General features: G+C 65.7%; 11 protein-coding genes and 1 pseudogene. 8 read left to right on the forward strand and 4 right to left on the reverse strand.

Translation table 11 applies throughout. From position 1 onward, the window contains the following. Window positions 1-14 precede the first annotated feature (14 nt). From E5E96_RS19410 to E5E96_RS19425, 4 genes and pseudogenes are all read right to left on the reverse strand, one after another. Window positions 15-1,118 (reverse strand): enoyl-CoA hydratase/isomerase family protein, encoded by a 1,104-nt coding sequence (locus tag E5E96_RS19410; RefSeq protein WP_171282886.1) that lies wholly within the window; start codon window positions 1,116-1,118, stop codon window positions 15-17. A 59-nt stretch (window positions 1,119-1,177) separates the two neighbouring features. Beyond that, a pseudogene (locus tag E5E96_RS19415) lies at window positions 1,178-1,989 on the reverse strand (enoyl-CoA hydratase). 138 nt (window positions 1,990-2,127) lie between these two features. Next, the gene (locus E5E96_RS19420; protein ID WP_171282887.1) at window positions 2,128-3,285 is read right to left on the reverse strand and encodes an acyl-CoA dehydrogenase family protein; all 1,158 of its coding nucleotides are present in this window, start codon (window positions 3,283-3,285) and stop codon (window positions 2,128-2,130) included. 65 nt (window positions 3,286-3,350) lie between these two features. Continuing rightward, the gene (locus E5E96_RS19425) at window positions 3,351-4,862 is read right to left on the reverse strand and encodes a CoA-acylating methylmalonate-semialdehyde dehydrogenase (RefSeq protein WP_171282888.1); all 1,512 of its coding nucleotides are present in this window, start codon (window positions 4,860-4,862) and stop codon (window positions 3,351-3,353) included. Between the two features lie 246 nt (window positions 4,863-5,108). On the opposite strand from E5E96_RS19425, the gene E5E96_RS19430 reads away from it, so the two are divergent. The 8 genes from E5E96_RS19430 (at window position 5,109) to E5E96_RS19465 (ending at window position 15,913) form a co-directional block, all read left to right on the forward strand. Further along, window positions 5,109-6,257, forward strand: a complete 1,149-nt coding sequence (locus E5E96_RS19430) for an isovaleryl-CoA dehydrogenase (RefSeq protein WP_171282889.1) — start codon at window positions 5,109-5,111, stop codon at window positions 6,255-6,257. Further along, the gene (locus E5E96_RS19435; protein ID WP_171282890.1) at window positions 6,254-7,855 is read left to right on the forward strand and encodes a carboxyl transferase domain-containing protein; all 1,602 of its coding nucleotides are present in this window, start codon (window positions 6,254-6,256) and stop codon (window positions 7,853-7,855) included. Before E5E96_RS19430 ends, E5E96_RS19435 begins: the two co-directional genes overlap by 4 nt. Before the next feature lie 9 nt (window positions 7,856-7,864). Then, a complete protein-coding gene (locus E5E96_RS19440; RefSeq protein WP_171282891.1) occupies window positions 7,865-8,704 on the forward strand; it encodes an enoyl-CoA hydratase-related protein in 840 nt (279 codons plus the stop codon). A gap of 109 nt (window positions 8,705-8,813) precedes the next feature. Then, window positions 8,814-10,778, forward strand: a complete 1,965-nt coding sequence (locus E5E96_RS19445) for a biotin carboxylase N-terminal domain-containing protein (RefSeq protein ID WP_171282892.1) — start codon at window positions 8,814-8,816, stop codon at window positions 10,776-10,778. Beyond that, a complete protein-coding gene (locus tag E5E96_RS19450) occupies window positions 10,775-11,731 on the forward strand; it encodes a hydroxymethylglutaryl-CoA lyase (protein ID WP_124252547.1) in 957 nt (318 codons plus the stop codon). Before E5E96_RS19445 ends, E5E96_RS19450 begins: the two co-directional genes overlap by 4 nt. Window positions 11,732-11,742: 11 nt before the next feature. Next, the gene (locus tag E5E96_RS19455) at window positions 11,743-12,165 is read left to right on the forward strand and encodes a MerR family DNA-binding transcriptional regulator (protein WP_016350898.1); all 423 of its coding nucleotides are present in this window, start codon (window positions 11,743-11,745) and stop codon (window positions 12,163-12,165) included. 37 nt (window positions 12,166-12,202) lie between these two features. Further along, complete coding sequence (locus E5E96_RS19460; RefSeq protein ID WP_171282893.1) at window positions 12,203-12,964, forward strand: ABC transporter substrate-binding protein; 762 nt, start codon at window positions 12,203-12,205, stop codon at window positions 12,962-12,964. Window positions 12,965-13,012: 48 nt separating this feature from the next. Further along, on the forward strand, window positions 13,013-15,913 hold the full coding sequence (locus E5E96_RS19465) for a DUF748 domain-containing protein (protein ID WP_171282894.1): 2,901 nt from the start codon (window positions 13,013-13,015) through the stop codon (window positions 15,911-15,913). Window positions 15,914-16,460 lie beyond the last annotated feature (547 nt).

The raw sequence follows: 16,460 nt of genomic DNA on the forward strand, positions 1-16,460 counted from the left end.
TGTGTGATCGCTCGTCAGCAGGGACGCAGGGGGTTATTCCCCTCGGGCCAGCGATAGAAGTCATCCAGCCAGGCCTCGCCCGCCTGCGGGGCCTGCCAGCGGGGTGATTTGTCCTTGTCGATGAGCAGCGCCCGCACCCCTTCCACGAAATCCCCTTTGAGCACGCAGTTGACCGAGAGGGCCAGCTCGTCGGCAAACACCTCGGCCAGCGACTGGCGCCGTGCCTGCCAGAACTGACGCCAGAGGATGGCGCGGCTAATGGGGCTGCCGCTCTGGCAGGTCTCCCGCGCCTGGGCCAGCGCCGCTTCATCCAGCTCGGTGCCCTCAAGGCGTGCCAACACCCCTTGCAGGGAGCGGCCAGCCAACAGCGCATCGATGCAAGCCTGGTGGGGCAAGAGCACGGGGGCAGGCAGCGTCTGGCCAAGGGATCGCTGCAAACTGGCCAGCAGCCCCTCGATCTGCTCGCCAGTATCGGCAGAGTCAGACCAGTCGAGGGCGGCGAGGCGCGCCGGCAACTCCATCCGCTCACGGCTCGCCATGGCGTGATCCGCCAGACCCAGGCCGATGGCATCCGCCCCGTTGAAGCGGGCCCCGGTGAGGCCGAGCCAGAGCCCGAGCCGCCCCGGCATGCGGCTCAAAAACCAGCTGGCCCCCACATCCGGATAGAGACCTATGGTCACCTCCGGCATGGCGAACAGGCTCTTTTCGGTCACCACTCTAAAACCAGCCCCGGCAAAGAGACCGATGCCGCCGCCCATGCAGATGCCGTCCGCCACGCAGATGAGGGGCTTGCTGTAGCAGTGGATGTGATGATCGAGCCGGTACTCCTGCTCGAAGAAGTCGCGGGCATAGCCAAACAGTGCCGACTCTCTCGCCTCCTGTTTGCGGTAGTAGAAGGAGCGGATGTCGCCACCGGCGCAAAACGCCCTCTCGCCGGTCCCCTGCAGCAGCACGCAGACGATGGCCGGATCCTGCTCCCAGCGAGTCAGCGCCACCTGCAACAACTGGATCATCTCAAGGCTCAGGGCGTTGAGGGAGGCGGGGCTGTCGAGGGTCAGCATGCCGATGTGGCGACCATCCGCCGTGGGGTGGGTCTCGATGCGCACAGGCTCACTCATGGCGAGCCCCCGCAGACCGGGTATCAGTCCCTGCGGCATGGCGGGCCGCCATCATTACCTCATTCATCCTTCACTCCCTCACTCTTTACCGGCTTGGATTGGTCGTAATGCCAGCGCGGAGCTCGCTTCTCGAGGAAGGCGGCCACCCCTTCACGCTGGTTGGCATCGTCAAACAGGGTGAGGAACAGGCTGCGCTCGAGCGGCAGCGCCGCGTCCCGATGGCCGCTGCGCCCCTGATTGATAAGCAGCTTGCAGGCGCGCAGGGCGCTCGGGCTCTGGCGCTCCACCAGCTGGGCCATCTGGTGCGCCGCCTCCCAGGCGTGGCCCTCCTTCACCACCTCCTCCACCAGCCCCATCTCGTAGGCCAGGGTCGCGCTCACCTTCTCGCCGCAGAGGATCATCCGCTTGGCCCAGCCCGGCCCCACCAGTTCAGTCAGGCGCTGGGTACCGCCGGCGCAGGGCAGCAAGCCCACCGAGGCCTCCGGCAGGCCCAGCTTGGCCTGCTGCTCGGCGATGCGGATGTCACAGGCCAGCGCTACCTCCAGGCCCCCCCCATGGCATAGCCATTGATGGCGGCGATGCTGACCCCGTGAAAGCGGGCCAGCGCCTCGAAGGCGCGGCCAAAGGCCTCGGCCACTTCGCGGGCGTGCTCCAGGTTGCCGTCGGCAAACATGTTGAGATCTGCGCCGGCACAGAAGAATTTGTCCCCAGCACCGCGGATCACCAGCGCCACCACGTCGGGGCGGCTGTCGAGCTCCACCATCATCTGCAAGAAGGCCTGCAGGCTGGCGAGGGTCCAGGTGTTGGCGGGAGGATGGTCGAGGGTGATGTAGGCCACATGACCGTGATATTCGAGCCTGATCCTTGTCATTGCGTTGTCCTTGTCAAAAAACCTGCCCCATGATGACAGGGTTGAATGGAGCCGACCTGCGGCTAGCTCACAAAGCCTGACGACGAGTCACGCCAGCCCCGTCGTCAGGGCGGGCTGCCGGGCACGGCGGCCCTCCCGCTACTCCAGCGCCAGCCCGGGCTCCGCCAGCAGGCGGCGGGCGATGATGAGCCGCATCACTTCATTCGTCCCTTCCAGAATGCGGTGGACCCGGGTATCGCGCAGGTAGCGCTCGAGCGGGTACTCGCGGATATAACCATAGCCGCCAAAGAGTTGCAGGGCGTCGTCGCAGATGCGGTGCCCCACGTCGGTGGCAAAACGCTTGGCCATGGCGCACCAGGCGCTCTTGTCCGGCGCCCCGGCATCGAGCCTGGCGGCCGCCTGACGCACCAGCAGCCGGGCGGCGGCGAGCTCGGTGGCCATGTCGGCCAGGCGAAACTGCACGCTCTGGAATTCGCTGATCGGGTGGCCAAATTGCTGGCGCTGCTGCACATGGGCCAGGGCATCGTCGAGGGCCTGCTGGGCGGTGCCCACAGAACAGGTGGCGATGTTGATGCGCCCGCCATCGAGCGCCTGCATGGCGAACTTGAACCCTTCCCCCTCCTGCCCCAGCCGGTAACGGGCGGGAATGCGCACGGCGCTGAAGTTCACCTCCCGGGTGGGCTGGCTGTTCCAGCCCATCTTCTCCTCCGCCTTGCCATAACTCACGCCCGGGGTCTGGGCCGGTACCATGAAGGCGGAGATCCCCTTCGCCCCCTCGCCACCGGTGCGGGCCATCACCACCAGCACGTCGGTGCTGCCGGCGCCCGAGATGAACACCTTGCTGCCGTCGATGACGTAATCCTCGCCATCGCGCACGGCGCAGGTCTTGAGGGCCGCGGCATCGGATCCGGCGCCCGGCTCGGTGAGGCAGTAGGAGCCCAGCAGCTCGCCGCCGGCAAGCCTTGGCACCCACTCTTCGGCCACCTCGGGAGGCAGCCAGCTGCCCAGCATCCAGCTCACCATGTTATGGATGGTCAGATAGGCGGTGGTGGAAGTGCAGCCCATGGCGAGGCGCTCGAAGATGAGGCTGGCATCGAGCCTCGGCAGGCCGAGGCCGCCGTACTGCTCCGGGGTGTAGAGGCCACAAAAGCCGAGTGCCGCCGCCTGCTTGATGGTAGGGATGGGGAACTCATGCTCCTTGTCCCAGCGCGCGGCGTGGGGCTTGAGCGCCTCCTCGGCGAAGGCGCTGGCGGCCTCCACATAGGCCTGCTGATCCGGGGTCAACGTAAAATCCATCTTGTTCGCTTCCTTGTACTTGTTCGATCCGTTGCTGTCAGTGGGTACGCCCGGGCAACCTGCCATCAGCGCAGCTGAATGGTCATGTTGGGGCCGCTGGGAATGTCTTCGTCGAACCAGCGTTCGGTGACTGTCTTGGTCTCGGTGTAAAAACGCACCGCCTGCTTGCCGTAGGCGTGCAGATCCCCGTAGAAGGAGCCGCGCCAGCCGGTGAAGGAGAAAAACGGCAGCGGTACCGGGATGGGCACGTTGATCCCCACCTGGCCCACCGCCACCTCGTGACGAAACTTGCGGGCGGCAGCGCCACAGCCGGTGAAGATGGAGGTGCCGTTGCCGTAGGGGTTGTCGTTGATGAGGGCGAGCGCCTCATCGAGGCTCGCCACCTCGAGACAGGCCAGCACGGGCCCGAAGATCTCTTCCTTGTAGATGCGCATCTCGGGGGTCACGCCGCGAAACAGGGTCGGCCCCACCCAGTTGCCCACCGGGTAGCCGGGCACGTCGCAAAAACGGCCGTCCAGCAGGCACTCGGCGCCCTCGGCGATCCCCGCCTCGATGAGCCCCTCCACCCTGATTTTGGCCTCCGGGCTGATCAGGGGGCCGTAGGCGGCCTCGGGATCGTGCCAGACACCGGGCTTCACCTTGGCGAACTCGGCGGCGAGCTCGGGGATCCACTCCCGGGCACTGCCCACGAACACCGCCACGCTGATGGCCATGCAGCGCTGACCGGCGGCGCCGACCCCGGCCCCCACCAGATTGCTCAGCACCTGCGCCTTGTTGGCATCTGGCATGATCACCATGTGGTTCTTGGCACCGACAAAGCACTGGGCACGCTTGAGCTGGGAAGTAGCGCTGCGATAGACGTGACCGCCAACCCGGGCCGAGCCGACGAAACTGACCGCCTTGATGTCGGGATGGGCCAGCAGCGCATCCACCTGCTCGGCGCTGCCATGCACCACCGACAAAATGCCCTTGGGGGCCCCCGCCTCGGCAAACAGCTCGGCTAGCCGCATGGGGGTGAGCGGATCCTGCTCGGAGGGCTTGAGCACGAAGCCGTTGCCGCAGGCCACCGCCAGCGGGAACATCCAGAGCGGGATCATGGCCGGAAAGTTGAAAGGAGTGATGCCAAGGCAGACTCCGAGCGGCTGCACCCAGGAGTGACCGTCGACCCGCCGTGCCACGTTGCCCATGGTCTCCCCCAGGGTTTGGCTGGCGATGGCGCAAGCCTGCTCTACCACCTCGATGCCGCGCCACACATCTCCTTTGGCATCCGCCAGATTCTTGCCGGTCTCCTGGGCCAGCAGGGCCGCCAGCTCGTCGTGATGCGTCTTCAAGAGATGCTGGTAGCTGAACATCACCCGGGCTCGCTCGGAGGCCGGAACCTCCCGCCACAGCAGATAGGCGTCGTGAGCGGTGCGCACCGCCAGTTCAATTTCCGCCGAGGTGGCCTTCGGCACCCGCGCCAGCAGGCTCTGATCCGCCGGGTCGGTCACCTCGATCCACTGCCCGCTCGCGGAAAGGTACGCCTCCCCGCCGATGTGCAGTGGCACGTCGCCGAACCGGGTCTGATGGTTGTTCATGGGCACTCTCTCCTTGCTGGCACATCATGGGCCGTTTGCGGACGGACCATGGGCACTCCTGTGACGGGGGCCATCACGACCGGGCAATCGCCCTTGCCGTCATGGCGCAACAAATTTACCTTAGACTAACAATCAATTTACGTTTACGCTAACGTAAACTTAAATCACAAATGGACTGACCAGTTTGGCCCCCTGCTTCAGCTTGGGCCGCCAAGCTGTCATCCCCTTCCTATGAGGAGAGCAAGGATGCATGCAGTGATGGACGAGACCCTGTGCGCCCTGACCGAGCAGGTCGAGGCCTTCTGCCAGAAAGTGATTGCGCCGCGGGCTGGCGACATCGATCAGAGCAATGTCTTCCCCCGCGATCTCTGGCCCCGCATGGGGGAGCTGGGTCTGCACGGCATCACGGTGGCGGAGGAGTATGACGGGGTGAACCTCGGCTATCTGGCCCACGTGCTGGTGATGGAGCAGGTGAGCCGCGCCAGCGCCTCGGTCGGCCTCTCCTACGGCGCCCACTCCAACCTCTGCATCAATCAGATCCACCGCCACGGTACGGCGGAGCAAAAAGCGCGCTACCTGCCCCCGCTGGTGAGCGGCGAGCATGTGGGGGCGCTGGCCATGAGCGAGCCGGGCGCCGGCTCCGACGTGGTGAGCATGCGCCTCAGCGCGGTGTGTGAGGGAGATCACTTCGTGCTCAATGGCAACAAGATGTGGATCACCAACGGGCCCGATGCCGACACCTTCGTCATCTATGCCAAGACCGATCCCGCTGCCGGCCCCAAAGGAATTTCCGCCTTTATCGTCGAGGCGGGCACTCCCGGTTTCTCCACCGCCCAGAAACTCGACAAGCTCGGCATGCGCGGCTCCAGCACCTGCGAGCTGGTGTTCGACAACTGCCGGGTGCCGCAGGAAAACCTGCTGGGCCCCTTGCATGGGGGGGTCAAGGTGCTGATGAGCGGGCTGGATTACGAGCGGGTGGTGCTGGCGGCCGGCCCCCTTGGCATCATGCAGGCCTGCATGGACGTGGTGCTGCCCTATGTGCGCGAGCGCAAGCAGTTCGGCCAAGCCATCGGCGAGTTTCAGCTGGTACAGGGCAAGCTTGCCGACATGTATACCCGCCTCGCCAGCAGCCGGGCGCTGGTCTACTCGGTGGCGAGCGCCTGCGATCAGGGCCGCACCAGCCGCAAGGATTGCGCCGCCGCCATCCTGTTTGCCGCCGAAAATGCCACCCAGATGGCACTCGATGCCATCCAGCTGCTCGGCGGCAACGGCTACATCAACGAATATCCCACCGGCCGCCTGCTGCGGGACGCCAAGCTCTACGAGATAGGCGCCGGCACCTCGGAGATCCGCCGCTGGCTCATCGGTCGCGAGCTGATGGGAGATAAAGCATGAGCAGGATCCACTCCCGCCTCGACACGGTGAGTCCGGAATATGAGGCCAATCGGGCCGCCATGCAGGCACTGGTCGACGATCTCAATGCCCGCCTGGAGGAGATAGCCTTGGGCGGGGGCGCTGCCAACAACGCCCGCCATCAGGCCCGTGGCAAGCTGCTGCCCCGCGAGCGCATCAACCAGTTGCTGGACCCGGGCTCCCCCTTTCTCGAGCTCTCGGCGCTGGCCGGCTGGCAGGTCTATGACGAGCCGGTGCCCGCCGCCGGCATCATCACCGGCATCGGCCGGGTCTCGGGCAGGCTCTGCATGCTGGTGGTGAACGATGCCACCGTGAAGGGCGGCACCTACTACCCACTCACGGTGAAAAAGCACTTGCGCGCCCAGGCCATCGCCGAGCGGCTGCGCCTCCCCTGCCTCTATCTGGTGGATTCCGGCGGTGCCTTCCTGCCGATGCAGGACGAGGTGTTCCCCGACCGGGATCATTTTGGCCGCATCTTCTACAACCAGGCCCGCATGTCGGCCCAGAACATCCCCCAGCTGGCGGTGGTGATGGGGCTCTGCACTGCCGGCGGCGCCTACGTGCCCGCCATGGCGGACGAGTCGATCATGGTCAGGGAGCAGGCCACCATCTTTCTGGCGGGCCCGCCGCTGGTCAAGGCCGCCACCGGCGAGGAGATCAGCGCCGAGGCGCTGGGCGGCGCCGAGGTGCACTGCGCCCACTCCGGGGTGGCGGATCACATGGCTCGCGACGATGGCCACGCCCTGGCCATCGCCCGCACCCTGGTGACCCACCTGGGTAACGAGCCGGTAGAGACCAATCCCGGCTATGAGCCCCCCTGCTACCCCATCGAGGATCTCTACGGCCTGGTGGGCACCAGCCTCAAGCGCCCCTATGACGCACGGGAGCTGATCGCCCGGCTGGTAGATGGCTCGGACTTTGACGAATTCAAGGCGCTGTTCGGCACCACACTGGTGACCGGCTTTGCCCGGATCTGCGGCATGCCGGTGGGGATCCTCGCCAACAATGGCGTGCTGCACAGCGACAGTGCCCAAAAGGGGGGCCACTTTATCCAGCTCTGCAACCGGCGCGCCATCCCGCTGCTCTTTTTGCAGAACATCACCGGCTTTATGGTGGGAAGCCAAGCTGAGCGCGATGGAATCGCCAAGCACGGCGCCAAGCTGGTCACCGCCGTGGCCTGCAGCCGGGTCCCCAAGATCACCCTGATCGTCGGCGGCAGCTTCGGTGCCGGCAACTACGGCATGTGCGGGCGCGCCTATGAACCCGATTTTCTCTTTAGCTGGCCCAACAGCCGCATCTCCGTCATGGGCGGCGAGCAGGCGGCCGGGGTGCTGGTGCAGGTGCGTAAGGACAAGCTGGCGGCCGAGGGCAAGAGCCTGAGCGAGCAGGAAGCTGCCGCCATCCGTGCCCCGGTCATAGAGCAGTATGAGCGCCAGGGTCACCCCTACTACGCCAGCGCTCGCCTGTGGGATGACGGCGTCATCGACCCGGCCCAGAGTCGCACCGTGCTGGCGCTGGCGCTGGCGGCCTGTCAGGGGGCCGAGACCGGCCCGGAACAGTACGGCATCTTCCGGATGTAAGGAGTTCACATGTCCGATCCACTCAGTCACGCTCTCCAGCCCGGTTTTCGGCTGGAGCAACACGGCCCGCTGGCCGAGCTGGTGCTCGACCGCCCGGCCCGCCACAACGCCTTTGACGCCGACCTGATGCTGGGACTGCTCGACTGCCTCGACGAGCTTGCCCACACCCACGGCCAGGCCCTCGCCGATCGCCCCCACGCATTGCTGCTGCGGGCCGAAGGCAAGCATTTTTGCGCCGGCGCCGACCTCAACTGGATGCGCAACCTGGCTCACGCCGATTTCGAGCACAACCGGGAAGACGCCCGTGTGCTGGCCCGGCTGATGCAAACCCTGGACGAGCTCCCCTTTCCCACGGTGGCGCTGGTGCAGGGCGCCGCCTACGGCGGAGCACTGGGCCTCATCTGCGCCTGCGATCTGGTGCTGGCCGCCGATGACGCCCGTTTCTGCCTCTCCGAGGTGAGCCTCGGGCTGGTACCCGCGGTGATCAGCCCCTACGTGGTGCGCACCATGGGGATGCGCCAGGCCCGCGCCCTGATGCTCTGCGCCGAACCGTTCGATGCGGTAACCGCCTGCCGCCTCAACGTGGCGCACCGGCGCTGCCCGCCGGATCAGCTGCTGGCCGAAGGACGCGCGCAGGCCCTGCGCCTGTGCCGCAACGGGCCAGAGGCGATGAAAGAGACCAAGCGGCTGCTGGCTGCCCTCGAGAGCCACGGCGCCAGCCTGCACGAAGAGAAAACCGTCGAAACCATCGCCCGGGTACGGGTCGGTCTCGAAGCCCAGGAGGGGATGCAAGCCTTCTTCGACAAACGCCCCCCCGCCTGGCGCCCCCGTTTCAAGGACGAAGCATGACTCAATACCACCCCATCAAGCGCCTGCTGATCGCCAACTGTGGTCAAGATAACGGGAGTGTGGATCAACACGCTTCGCACTTATGCGCCTTGAACAACAGGGAGTCAGCATGACCCATCACACTCCAATCAAGCGCCTGCTGATCGCCAACCGCGGCGAAATCGCCGTACGCATCATCAAGACAGCCCGGCGCCTCGGCATTCACACCATCGCCCTCTACTCGGACGCCGACGCCCGCGCCATGCATGTGCGAGAAGCCGACGAAGCCTGGCATCTGGGGCCTGCCCCCGCCCGGGAGAGCTACCTCGACACCGGCAAGGTACTGCGCATCGCCCAGCAGGCCCCCGCCGACGCCATCCACCCGGGCTACGGTTTTCTGTCCGAAAACAGCGACTTTGCCACCGCCTGCGAGCAGCGGGGCTTGCGCTTCATCGGCCCAAGCGGCGCCGCCATCCTCGCCATGGGCGACAAGTCGGGCGCCAAGGCGCTGATGCAGGCAGCGGGCGTGCCGGTGCTGCCCGGTTATCACGGCGCGGATCAGCACCCCGACTTTTTGCGTGATCAGGCAAGCCTGGTGGGCTTCCCGCTCCTTATCAAGGCGGCCAGTGGCGGCGGTGGCAAGGGGATGCGACGGGTCGATCAGCTGGCCGACTTTGACGACGCCCTGGCGGCGGTCAAGCGGGAGGCAAGTTCTGCCTTCGGTGACGACCACGTGCTGCTGGAGCGCTATCTCGCCCACGCCCGCCACGTGGAGGTACAGGTGTTTGCCGATACCCTTGGCAACGCCATCTATCTGGGGGATCGGGACTGCTCGTTACAGCGCCGTCACCAGAAGGTGATCGAGGAGGCCCCCGCCCCCGACATCGCACCGGCGCTGCGCCGTGCCATGGGCGAGGCCGCCGTCGCCGCCGCGCGGGCCATCACATATCGGGGAGCCGGCACCATCGAGTTTCTGCTGTGCGGGGAGGAGTTCTTCTTCATGGAGATGAACACCCGGCTGCAAGTGGAGCACCCGGTCACCGAGGCCGTCACCGGCCAGGATCTGGTGGCCTGGCAGCTGGCGGTGGCCGAAGGCAAGCCGCTGCCGCTCACCCAGGATGAAGTGGTGCTGCACGGTCACGCGGTGGAGGCGCGCCTCTACGCCGAGGACGTGGCCGCCGGTTTTCTGCCCGCCAGCGGCCCCATCCAATGGCTCCACTGGCCGGCTGGCGTGCGCATCGACACCGGCGTCGGCGCTGGCGATGCGGTGAGCCCCTATTACGACCCCATGATCGCCAAGCTGATCGCCCACGCACCGAGCCGCAGCGAAGCCTTTGCCAGCCTGGCCGACGCGCTGGCGGCGCTGGAACTCGGCCCCTTGGTGCACAACGGCCCGCTCTTGCTGCGCCTGTGCGAAGAGCCAGAAGTATTGGCCATGGGCCACCACACCCAGTGGCCCATTCCCACCGACACTCTGCCCGTCCCGGCGCTGGCCTGGCCGCTCGCCGCGCTCTGGCTCGCAACTCGCGAGCGCGGCGCCTCCCCCTGGCAGCAGGCCGCAGGCTTTCGGCTTGGCCCCACCCGCAGCTTTAGCGCAGCGGTGCGCATCGACGAGGAGGCCCGCGTGCTGACCCTCGCCGAACGGGCCGGCAGCCTGCTCTGGCAGGGGGAGCAGATCCCGTTCGAGCTCGGGGCGGATCATATTCGTCTGCAGCAGGCCGGCAGCTGGCGGCGCTACCCGCTGCACACCCTCGGCGAGGGCGACTATCTGCTGCACCTGGCGGGCAGGCGCATCCGCTTTTCGGCCGATGATCAGCATCATCAGCTGCACCATGATCACGAGGCAGGCGATACCCCTGGCATTCTGGCCCCCATGCACGGCATCGTCGTGGCGTTGCAGGTCGAGGCCGGCCAGCCGGTCAGCAAGGGGCAACCCCTGCTGGTGCTGGAGGCGATGAAGATGGAGCACGTCCTCAAGGCCGACCGGGATGGGGTGATCGAGGCGCTGCAGTGCCGCCAGGGCGAACAGGTGAGTCAGGGCGCCCTGCTGGTGCGCTTTGCCGAGCAGCATACCGCGCAGGAGGAGCGCTCATGAGCCGAGCACAGGAGAGCCGGGACGACAAGGTCAGCCTGGTGGAGATGGGGCCGCGGGACGGCCTGCAAAATGAAGCCGCCACCCTCTCGCTGGTGCAGCGGCTGGAGCTCATTGCCCGCCTGGCCGAGAGCGGGCTGCAGCGCATCGAGGTCGGCGCTTTCGTGTCGCCCAAGAAGGTACCGCAGATGGCGGATTCCGCCGCACTGTTCAACGCCCTGCCGCGCAGGGGGCCGACCCGCTATGGCGCCCTGGTGCCCAATCTGCAGGGTCTGCAGGCCGCCATTGCCGCCCGCGCCGACGAGATAGGCCTCTTCACTGCCTGCTCCGACGGCTTTACCCGGGCCAACATCGGCATCAGCGTGGAGGAGTCGCTGGTGCGCTTCGCCCCGTTGGTGCAGGAGGCGCGCAGCCTCGGCATCAAGGTGCGCGGCTACCTCTCCACCGTAATCGCCTGCCCATTCGATGGTCCGACCCGCCCGAAACGGGTCGCCGCCATGGCCGAGCGGCTGCTGGATCTGGGCTGCCACGAAATATCGCTCGGCGACACCATCGGCGTCGGCACCCCGGGCACCGTGGCCCCCATGCTTGATGCGGTGTTGCACGAGATCCCGGCCGGCCGGCTCGCGGTCCATTTTCACGACACCTATGGCCAGGGGCTGGCTAACCTGCTGCCGGCGCTGGAGCGCGGCATCCGCACCATCGACAGCTCGGTGGCCGGGCTCGGCGGCTGTCCCTATGCCCCCGGCGCCTCCGGCAACGTGGCCTCGGAGGAGGTGGTCTATCTGCTGCACGGCCTTGGCATGAGCACCGGCGTGGATCTCGACCAGCTGGCCGCCACTGGCCAGTGGGTGAGCGAGCAGCTCGGCCGCCCCAACGGCTCGCGGGTCGGCCGGGCCCTGCACGCCAATGCCGAGCGGCTGCGCACCCGGCTGTGCCAGCCATCCCCGCAATAAGGAGCCCTGCCATGTCCAATACCCTCGCCCACGGGCTCGCCGGCAAGGAGGTGACCTACAGCATCTCCGAGCTGGCCCACGAGTTCGACATCACGCCGCGCACCATCCGCTACTACGAGGACGAGGGGCTCATCACCCCGACCCGGGAGGGGCAGACCCGCATCTACAGCCACAAGGACAAGATCCGCCTGAAATTGACCCTGCGCGGCAAACGCCTCGGCTTCAGCCTGGCGGAGATCCGCGAGCTGTTCGACATGTATGACACCGACCGCTCCAGCAAGACCCAGCTCAACTCCATGATCCAGCTCATCGAGGCCAAGCGTCACTCCCTGCGCCAGCAGCTGGAGGATATCCAGATGGTGATGGCCGAGCTGGAGGCGGCCGAGCAGCGCTGCGTTAATTCCCTTAACAGCTTGAAAACCAGCGCAGATTAACCGAATCTGGGATCATCTCTGCCTGCTGGGAGACCCCATGAAACGCTGGTGCTGGTTGTTGCTGCTGCTCTGCTGTACGGCATGGGGCCACCCGCTGATCCGGGTCGGTGGCTACCCCTATGCCCCCTTCGTCGTCAAGGACGACAGCGGCCACTATCGCGGGCTGACCCTGGATCTCATCGCCCTGCTCAACGACATCCAGCAGGATGTACACTTCGTGTTCGTGCCCACCTCGGCCCCCCACCGCTACAAGGCCCTGGCCCTCGGCCGCTTCTCGCTGATGCTGTTCGAGGATATCCGCTGGGACTGGAATGCCGATCAGGTGCGCATCACCCGTCCGCTGCTGCTGGGTGGCGAACGCTACGTCGCCCTCAAGGCGCCGGGGCGGGATCAATCCTTCTTTGACAACCTGGCGCAACGCCAGCTGATCGGGGTCAGCGGCTATCACTACGGCATCGCCGATTTCGACGCCAGCGCGAGCACCCTGAAGCAGCGTTTCAATATCACCCTGGTCAAGGACAACATCAGCGCCCTGCAGGGGCTGTTCAAGGGGCGCGGCGAGGTGGCCATCCTCAACCTCTCCTACCTCAACCAGTTCGACAAAGAGTACCCCGAGCAGGCCGTCCAGTTGCTGCGCTCCAACCGGTGGGATCAGCAGTATGAGCTGCGCGCCCTGCTCAGTCCGGACGCCGGGATCTCGGTACAGCAGCTGGAGCAGTGGCTGGCCCGGCTGAAAGAGAGCGGGAAATTGGCAAGCCTTTGGACAAAGTACGGCGTACAGCATCAAGTGGCACCATGATCATGACCTGAAAGTTTGTTACCCTATGCGCATCAATTGGAGACCCTCATGCCCAAGCCTCTGCGTGCCCGTCTGCTGCGCTACGCCCTCTACCTCTGCGCCGCCCTACTGATCTCCCTGCTTATTCTGTTATGGCAAGCCCCCACGCTGACCCAGCGCCACCTGCCGACCTGGCTGGCCAAACACTACGGCCTGCACCTGAGCCTGGGGGAGATCGACGTCGGCCTGCGCCACCCCTCCCTCGCCATCGGCCCCACCACCCTGTTCGATGACCAGCAGCAACCCCTCGTCGCCTTCGAGCGCCTGCAGCTCACCCCCTTGTTAGGAGAAAGCTGGCGCCAGCGCGCCCTGATCCTCGGCGAGGCACGTCTCGTCAAGCCAACCGTCAATCTGGTGCGGCTCTCGGATCAAGGCAAAACCGTCCGTTTCAACCTGACCGAGGCGCTGGCCAGCCTGCTCACCCCGAGTGAAACCACGGACACCGACAGCGGTGCCCCCTTGCTGGTGCAGATCAACCAACTGGCGGCAGAACAGGGTCACATCGCCTATCAGGACAGCCGCAAGCAGAGCAGCCCCGGCTGGGTGCCCAGCCTGACCCTGAGCGGGCTCGACCTGCAACTGCCGACCTTCTCCACCGCCCCTGGCCGCGTCAACCCCTTCGTGCTCGCCGCCACCCTCAATCAGCAGAGCCCGCTCAAAGCGAGCGGTGAGCTCAACATCATGAGCGGCGCCGGCAAGGGTAAGATCAGCCTCGGCAAGCTGGCGCTCGCCCCCTTCGCCCCGCTCTGGGCCCCTTATCTCGACGTCAAGCTGGCCAAGGGCGAGGCCAACGCCGAGCTGGCCTACCAGATAGCCGAGGGCAAGCAAGGGCTGAGCTGGCAGCTTTCCAAGGGCAAGTTGACCCTCAATGACTGGCAGCTCCAGCGCCGCAAGGGCGGCGAATTTGCCCGCTTCAAGCAGCTGGCGCTGACCGGCATCGCACTCGACGGCAACAAGCAGGCGCTGCAGATCGACCGGCTGGCGCTCAAGGCCCCGGCCGTCAGCGCGGTGCTCGATGCCAACCAACAGCTGGATCTGGCAACCCTGCTGATCCCCCAGCCGCCGGTCAACACCAGTAAAGCGGCCAAACCGGCGGCGCCGGGCCAACCCTGGCGCTGGAGCCTCAAGCAGACTCGCATCGAGCAGGGCCAGCTCAAGCTGACCGAATCGAGCAGCGGCAAACCGCTGCTGCGCGAGCTCTCCGCCCTGACGCTGGCGCTGGGTCCGCTGGGCAGCCAGAGCGGACAGAGCAGCCCGCTGACCTTGGGCGGGGCGCTCAACAACCAGGCGAAACTGGACTTTGACGGCGACCTCGCCCTCACCCCCTTCAGCCTCAACGGCGAGATCAGGCAACAGGGCCTGCCGCTCAGCTGGTCCCAGCCCTATCTGCAGGATCTGCTGCGCATCAGCGTGCGCGACGGCCAGCTTGCCAGTCGCACCAAGCTGGTGCTGGCCACCGATGCCAAGGGGGCATTGAGCAAGCTGGAGCTGAGCGGCGGGCTCGATATCGAGCGGCTCAACGTGCTGGATCGGGCCGACAATCAGCGCCTGCTGCAAATTGAGCAATTGCAGCTGAGCGGCCTGCACTACGACGGCATCAGCCAGCAGGTGAAGATCGACGACATCCTGCTGCGCAAACCCTTCGCCCGCATCGAGATCAACGAAAACAGGGTCACCAACGTGCAGCAACTGCTGCTGCCGCAACCCGCCACTGCCAAGTCCGCCAGCAGCGGGCCGGCCCCCCGCGTCAGCATTGCCCAGGTCCGCACCGAGCAGGGCAACCTGCGCTTTGCCGATCGCAGCCTGAGCCCGGAATTCGTGGTGGACATCGCCGCCCTCAGCGGCCAGAGCCGCCACATCAGCAATATCCCCGGCCAGCGCTCCGAGCTGGCCTTCAACGGCAAGGTGGACCGCTACGCCCCGGTGACCATCCGCGGCGGCACCAACCTGCTGATCGAGCAGCCGGTGCTGGACGTGGCCGTCACCTTCAACAATCTGGAGCTCACCACCTTCACCCCCTACTCCAGCACCTACGCCGGCTATGCCATCGACAAGGGCCAGCTCTCCATGAAGCTCAACTACCAGTTGCAGGGCAACCGGCTGGAGGGGGACAACGACATCACCATCAAGAAGCTGCAGCTGGGGGAAAAGGTCAAAAGCGAGCAGGCCAAGGATCTGCCGCTGGGACTGGCGGTCGCCCTGCTGAGCGATGCCAACGGCGTCATCCAGATGAACCTGAAGGTGAAGGGCAATCTGGATCAGCCGGACTTCAGCCTCGGCAACATCTTCTGGGATGTGCTCGGCAACACCCTGCGCAAGGCGGTCACCTCCCCCTTCTCGCTGCTCGCCTCCCTGGCGGGCGGCAGCGAGGATCTCGATGAGCTGCCCTTCCTGCCCGGTGAGCCGGATCTCACCCCCACCCAGCAGGAGAAGCTGGCCAAACTGGCGCAGGCCCTCAAGGACAGGCCCAAGCTCAGCATGAACATTCGTGGCAAGGTCAACTTCAACGAAGAGCGCCCCATCCTGCAGCGCCAGAAGCTCGAGCGAGCGCTGGCCAAGATCACCGGCGGCCCGGTGGACCTCGAACTGCTGGAGCAGGACCCCGCCATGCAATCGGCGCTGGCACAAGCTTATGAGGCCCGTTTCAACGAAAATCTCGGGGATCTGGCCGATCGGCTGAAACTCGATGAAGAGAGCCCGGCTCTGCGCGCCCAAGCGGTGCTCCTGCTGCGGGATCAGCAGCTCATCACCGCCAAGTCCCTGCGCAATCTGGCCATGCGCCGCGCCCAGAACACCAAGGAGTTTCTGGTGGACCACCAGGGGATCGCGCCGGAGCGGTTGTTCGTGCTGGACAGCCAGGTCAAGGAGGCCGACAAGGAGGCCAAGGTGGTGCTGACCCTGGACGATTGAGCCGGTGACATCAACAGGATGAGGGGGATGCCATCCCTCCCATCCCTCCACATCCTGCACGTGGCACGCTCGTCTCCTCCTGGCGCCTGCCGCCATATGCAAACGCCGCAGTCTTGCAGCACCAGCCACTGGCTCTCTCGGCAATTCAACCACCGCACGGTCAAGCCTGCGCGCGATGACACAGCCACTTATCGGCCAGGATTTTCTCACTCAGCCCCCTAGCCTTCGGTCGTTTAAGCCCTCAACCGTCTCATCTAACCAGTCCGGCGCCTAACCAGTCCGACTCAAAGGCCCCTGCTCAGCCTTGTCGATGCTGCGAGCAGACAGCTTGGCCGTTTGCCTTAATCAAGCAATAAACGCCTCTTGTCTGATGGCATATGAGAGTGTTTTTGAGCCTCTAATGTGCTCGGGCTTGGCAATAGGCATCCCGTTGACGGCACTGCTCAGCCCATCGGCCAGATTTGTATGAAACTTTCAGAATCGTGCTGCTCAATACAATTTATCAACCTTGTCCGCACCATTCATTCACCTGCCATCTACCTGGATC

The organism is Aeromonas sp. 1805 (genome assembly GCF_013085525.1).
Taxonomy (GTDB): domain Bacteria; phylum Pseudomonadota; class Gammaproteobacteria; order Enterobacterales; family Aeromonadaceae; genus Aeromonas; species Aeromonas hydrophila.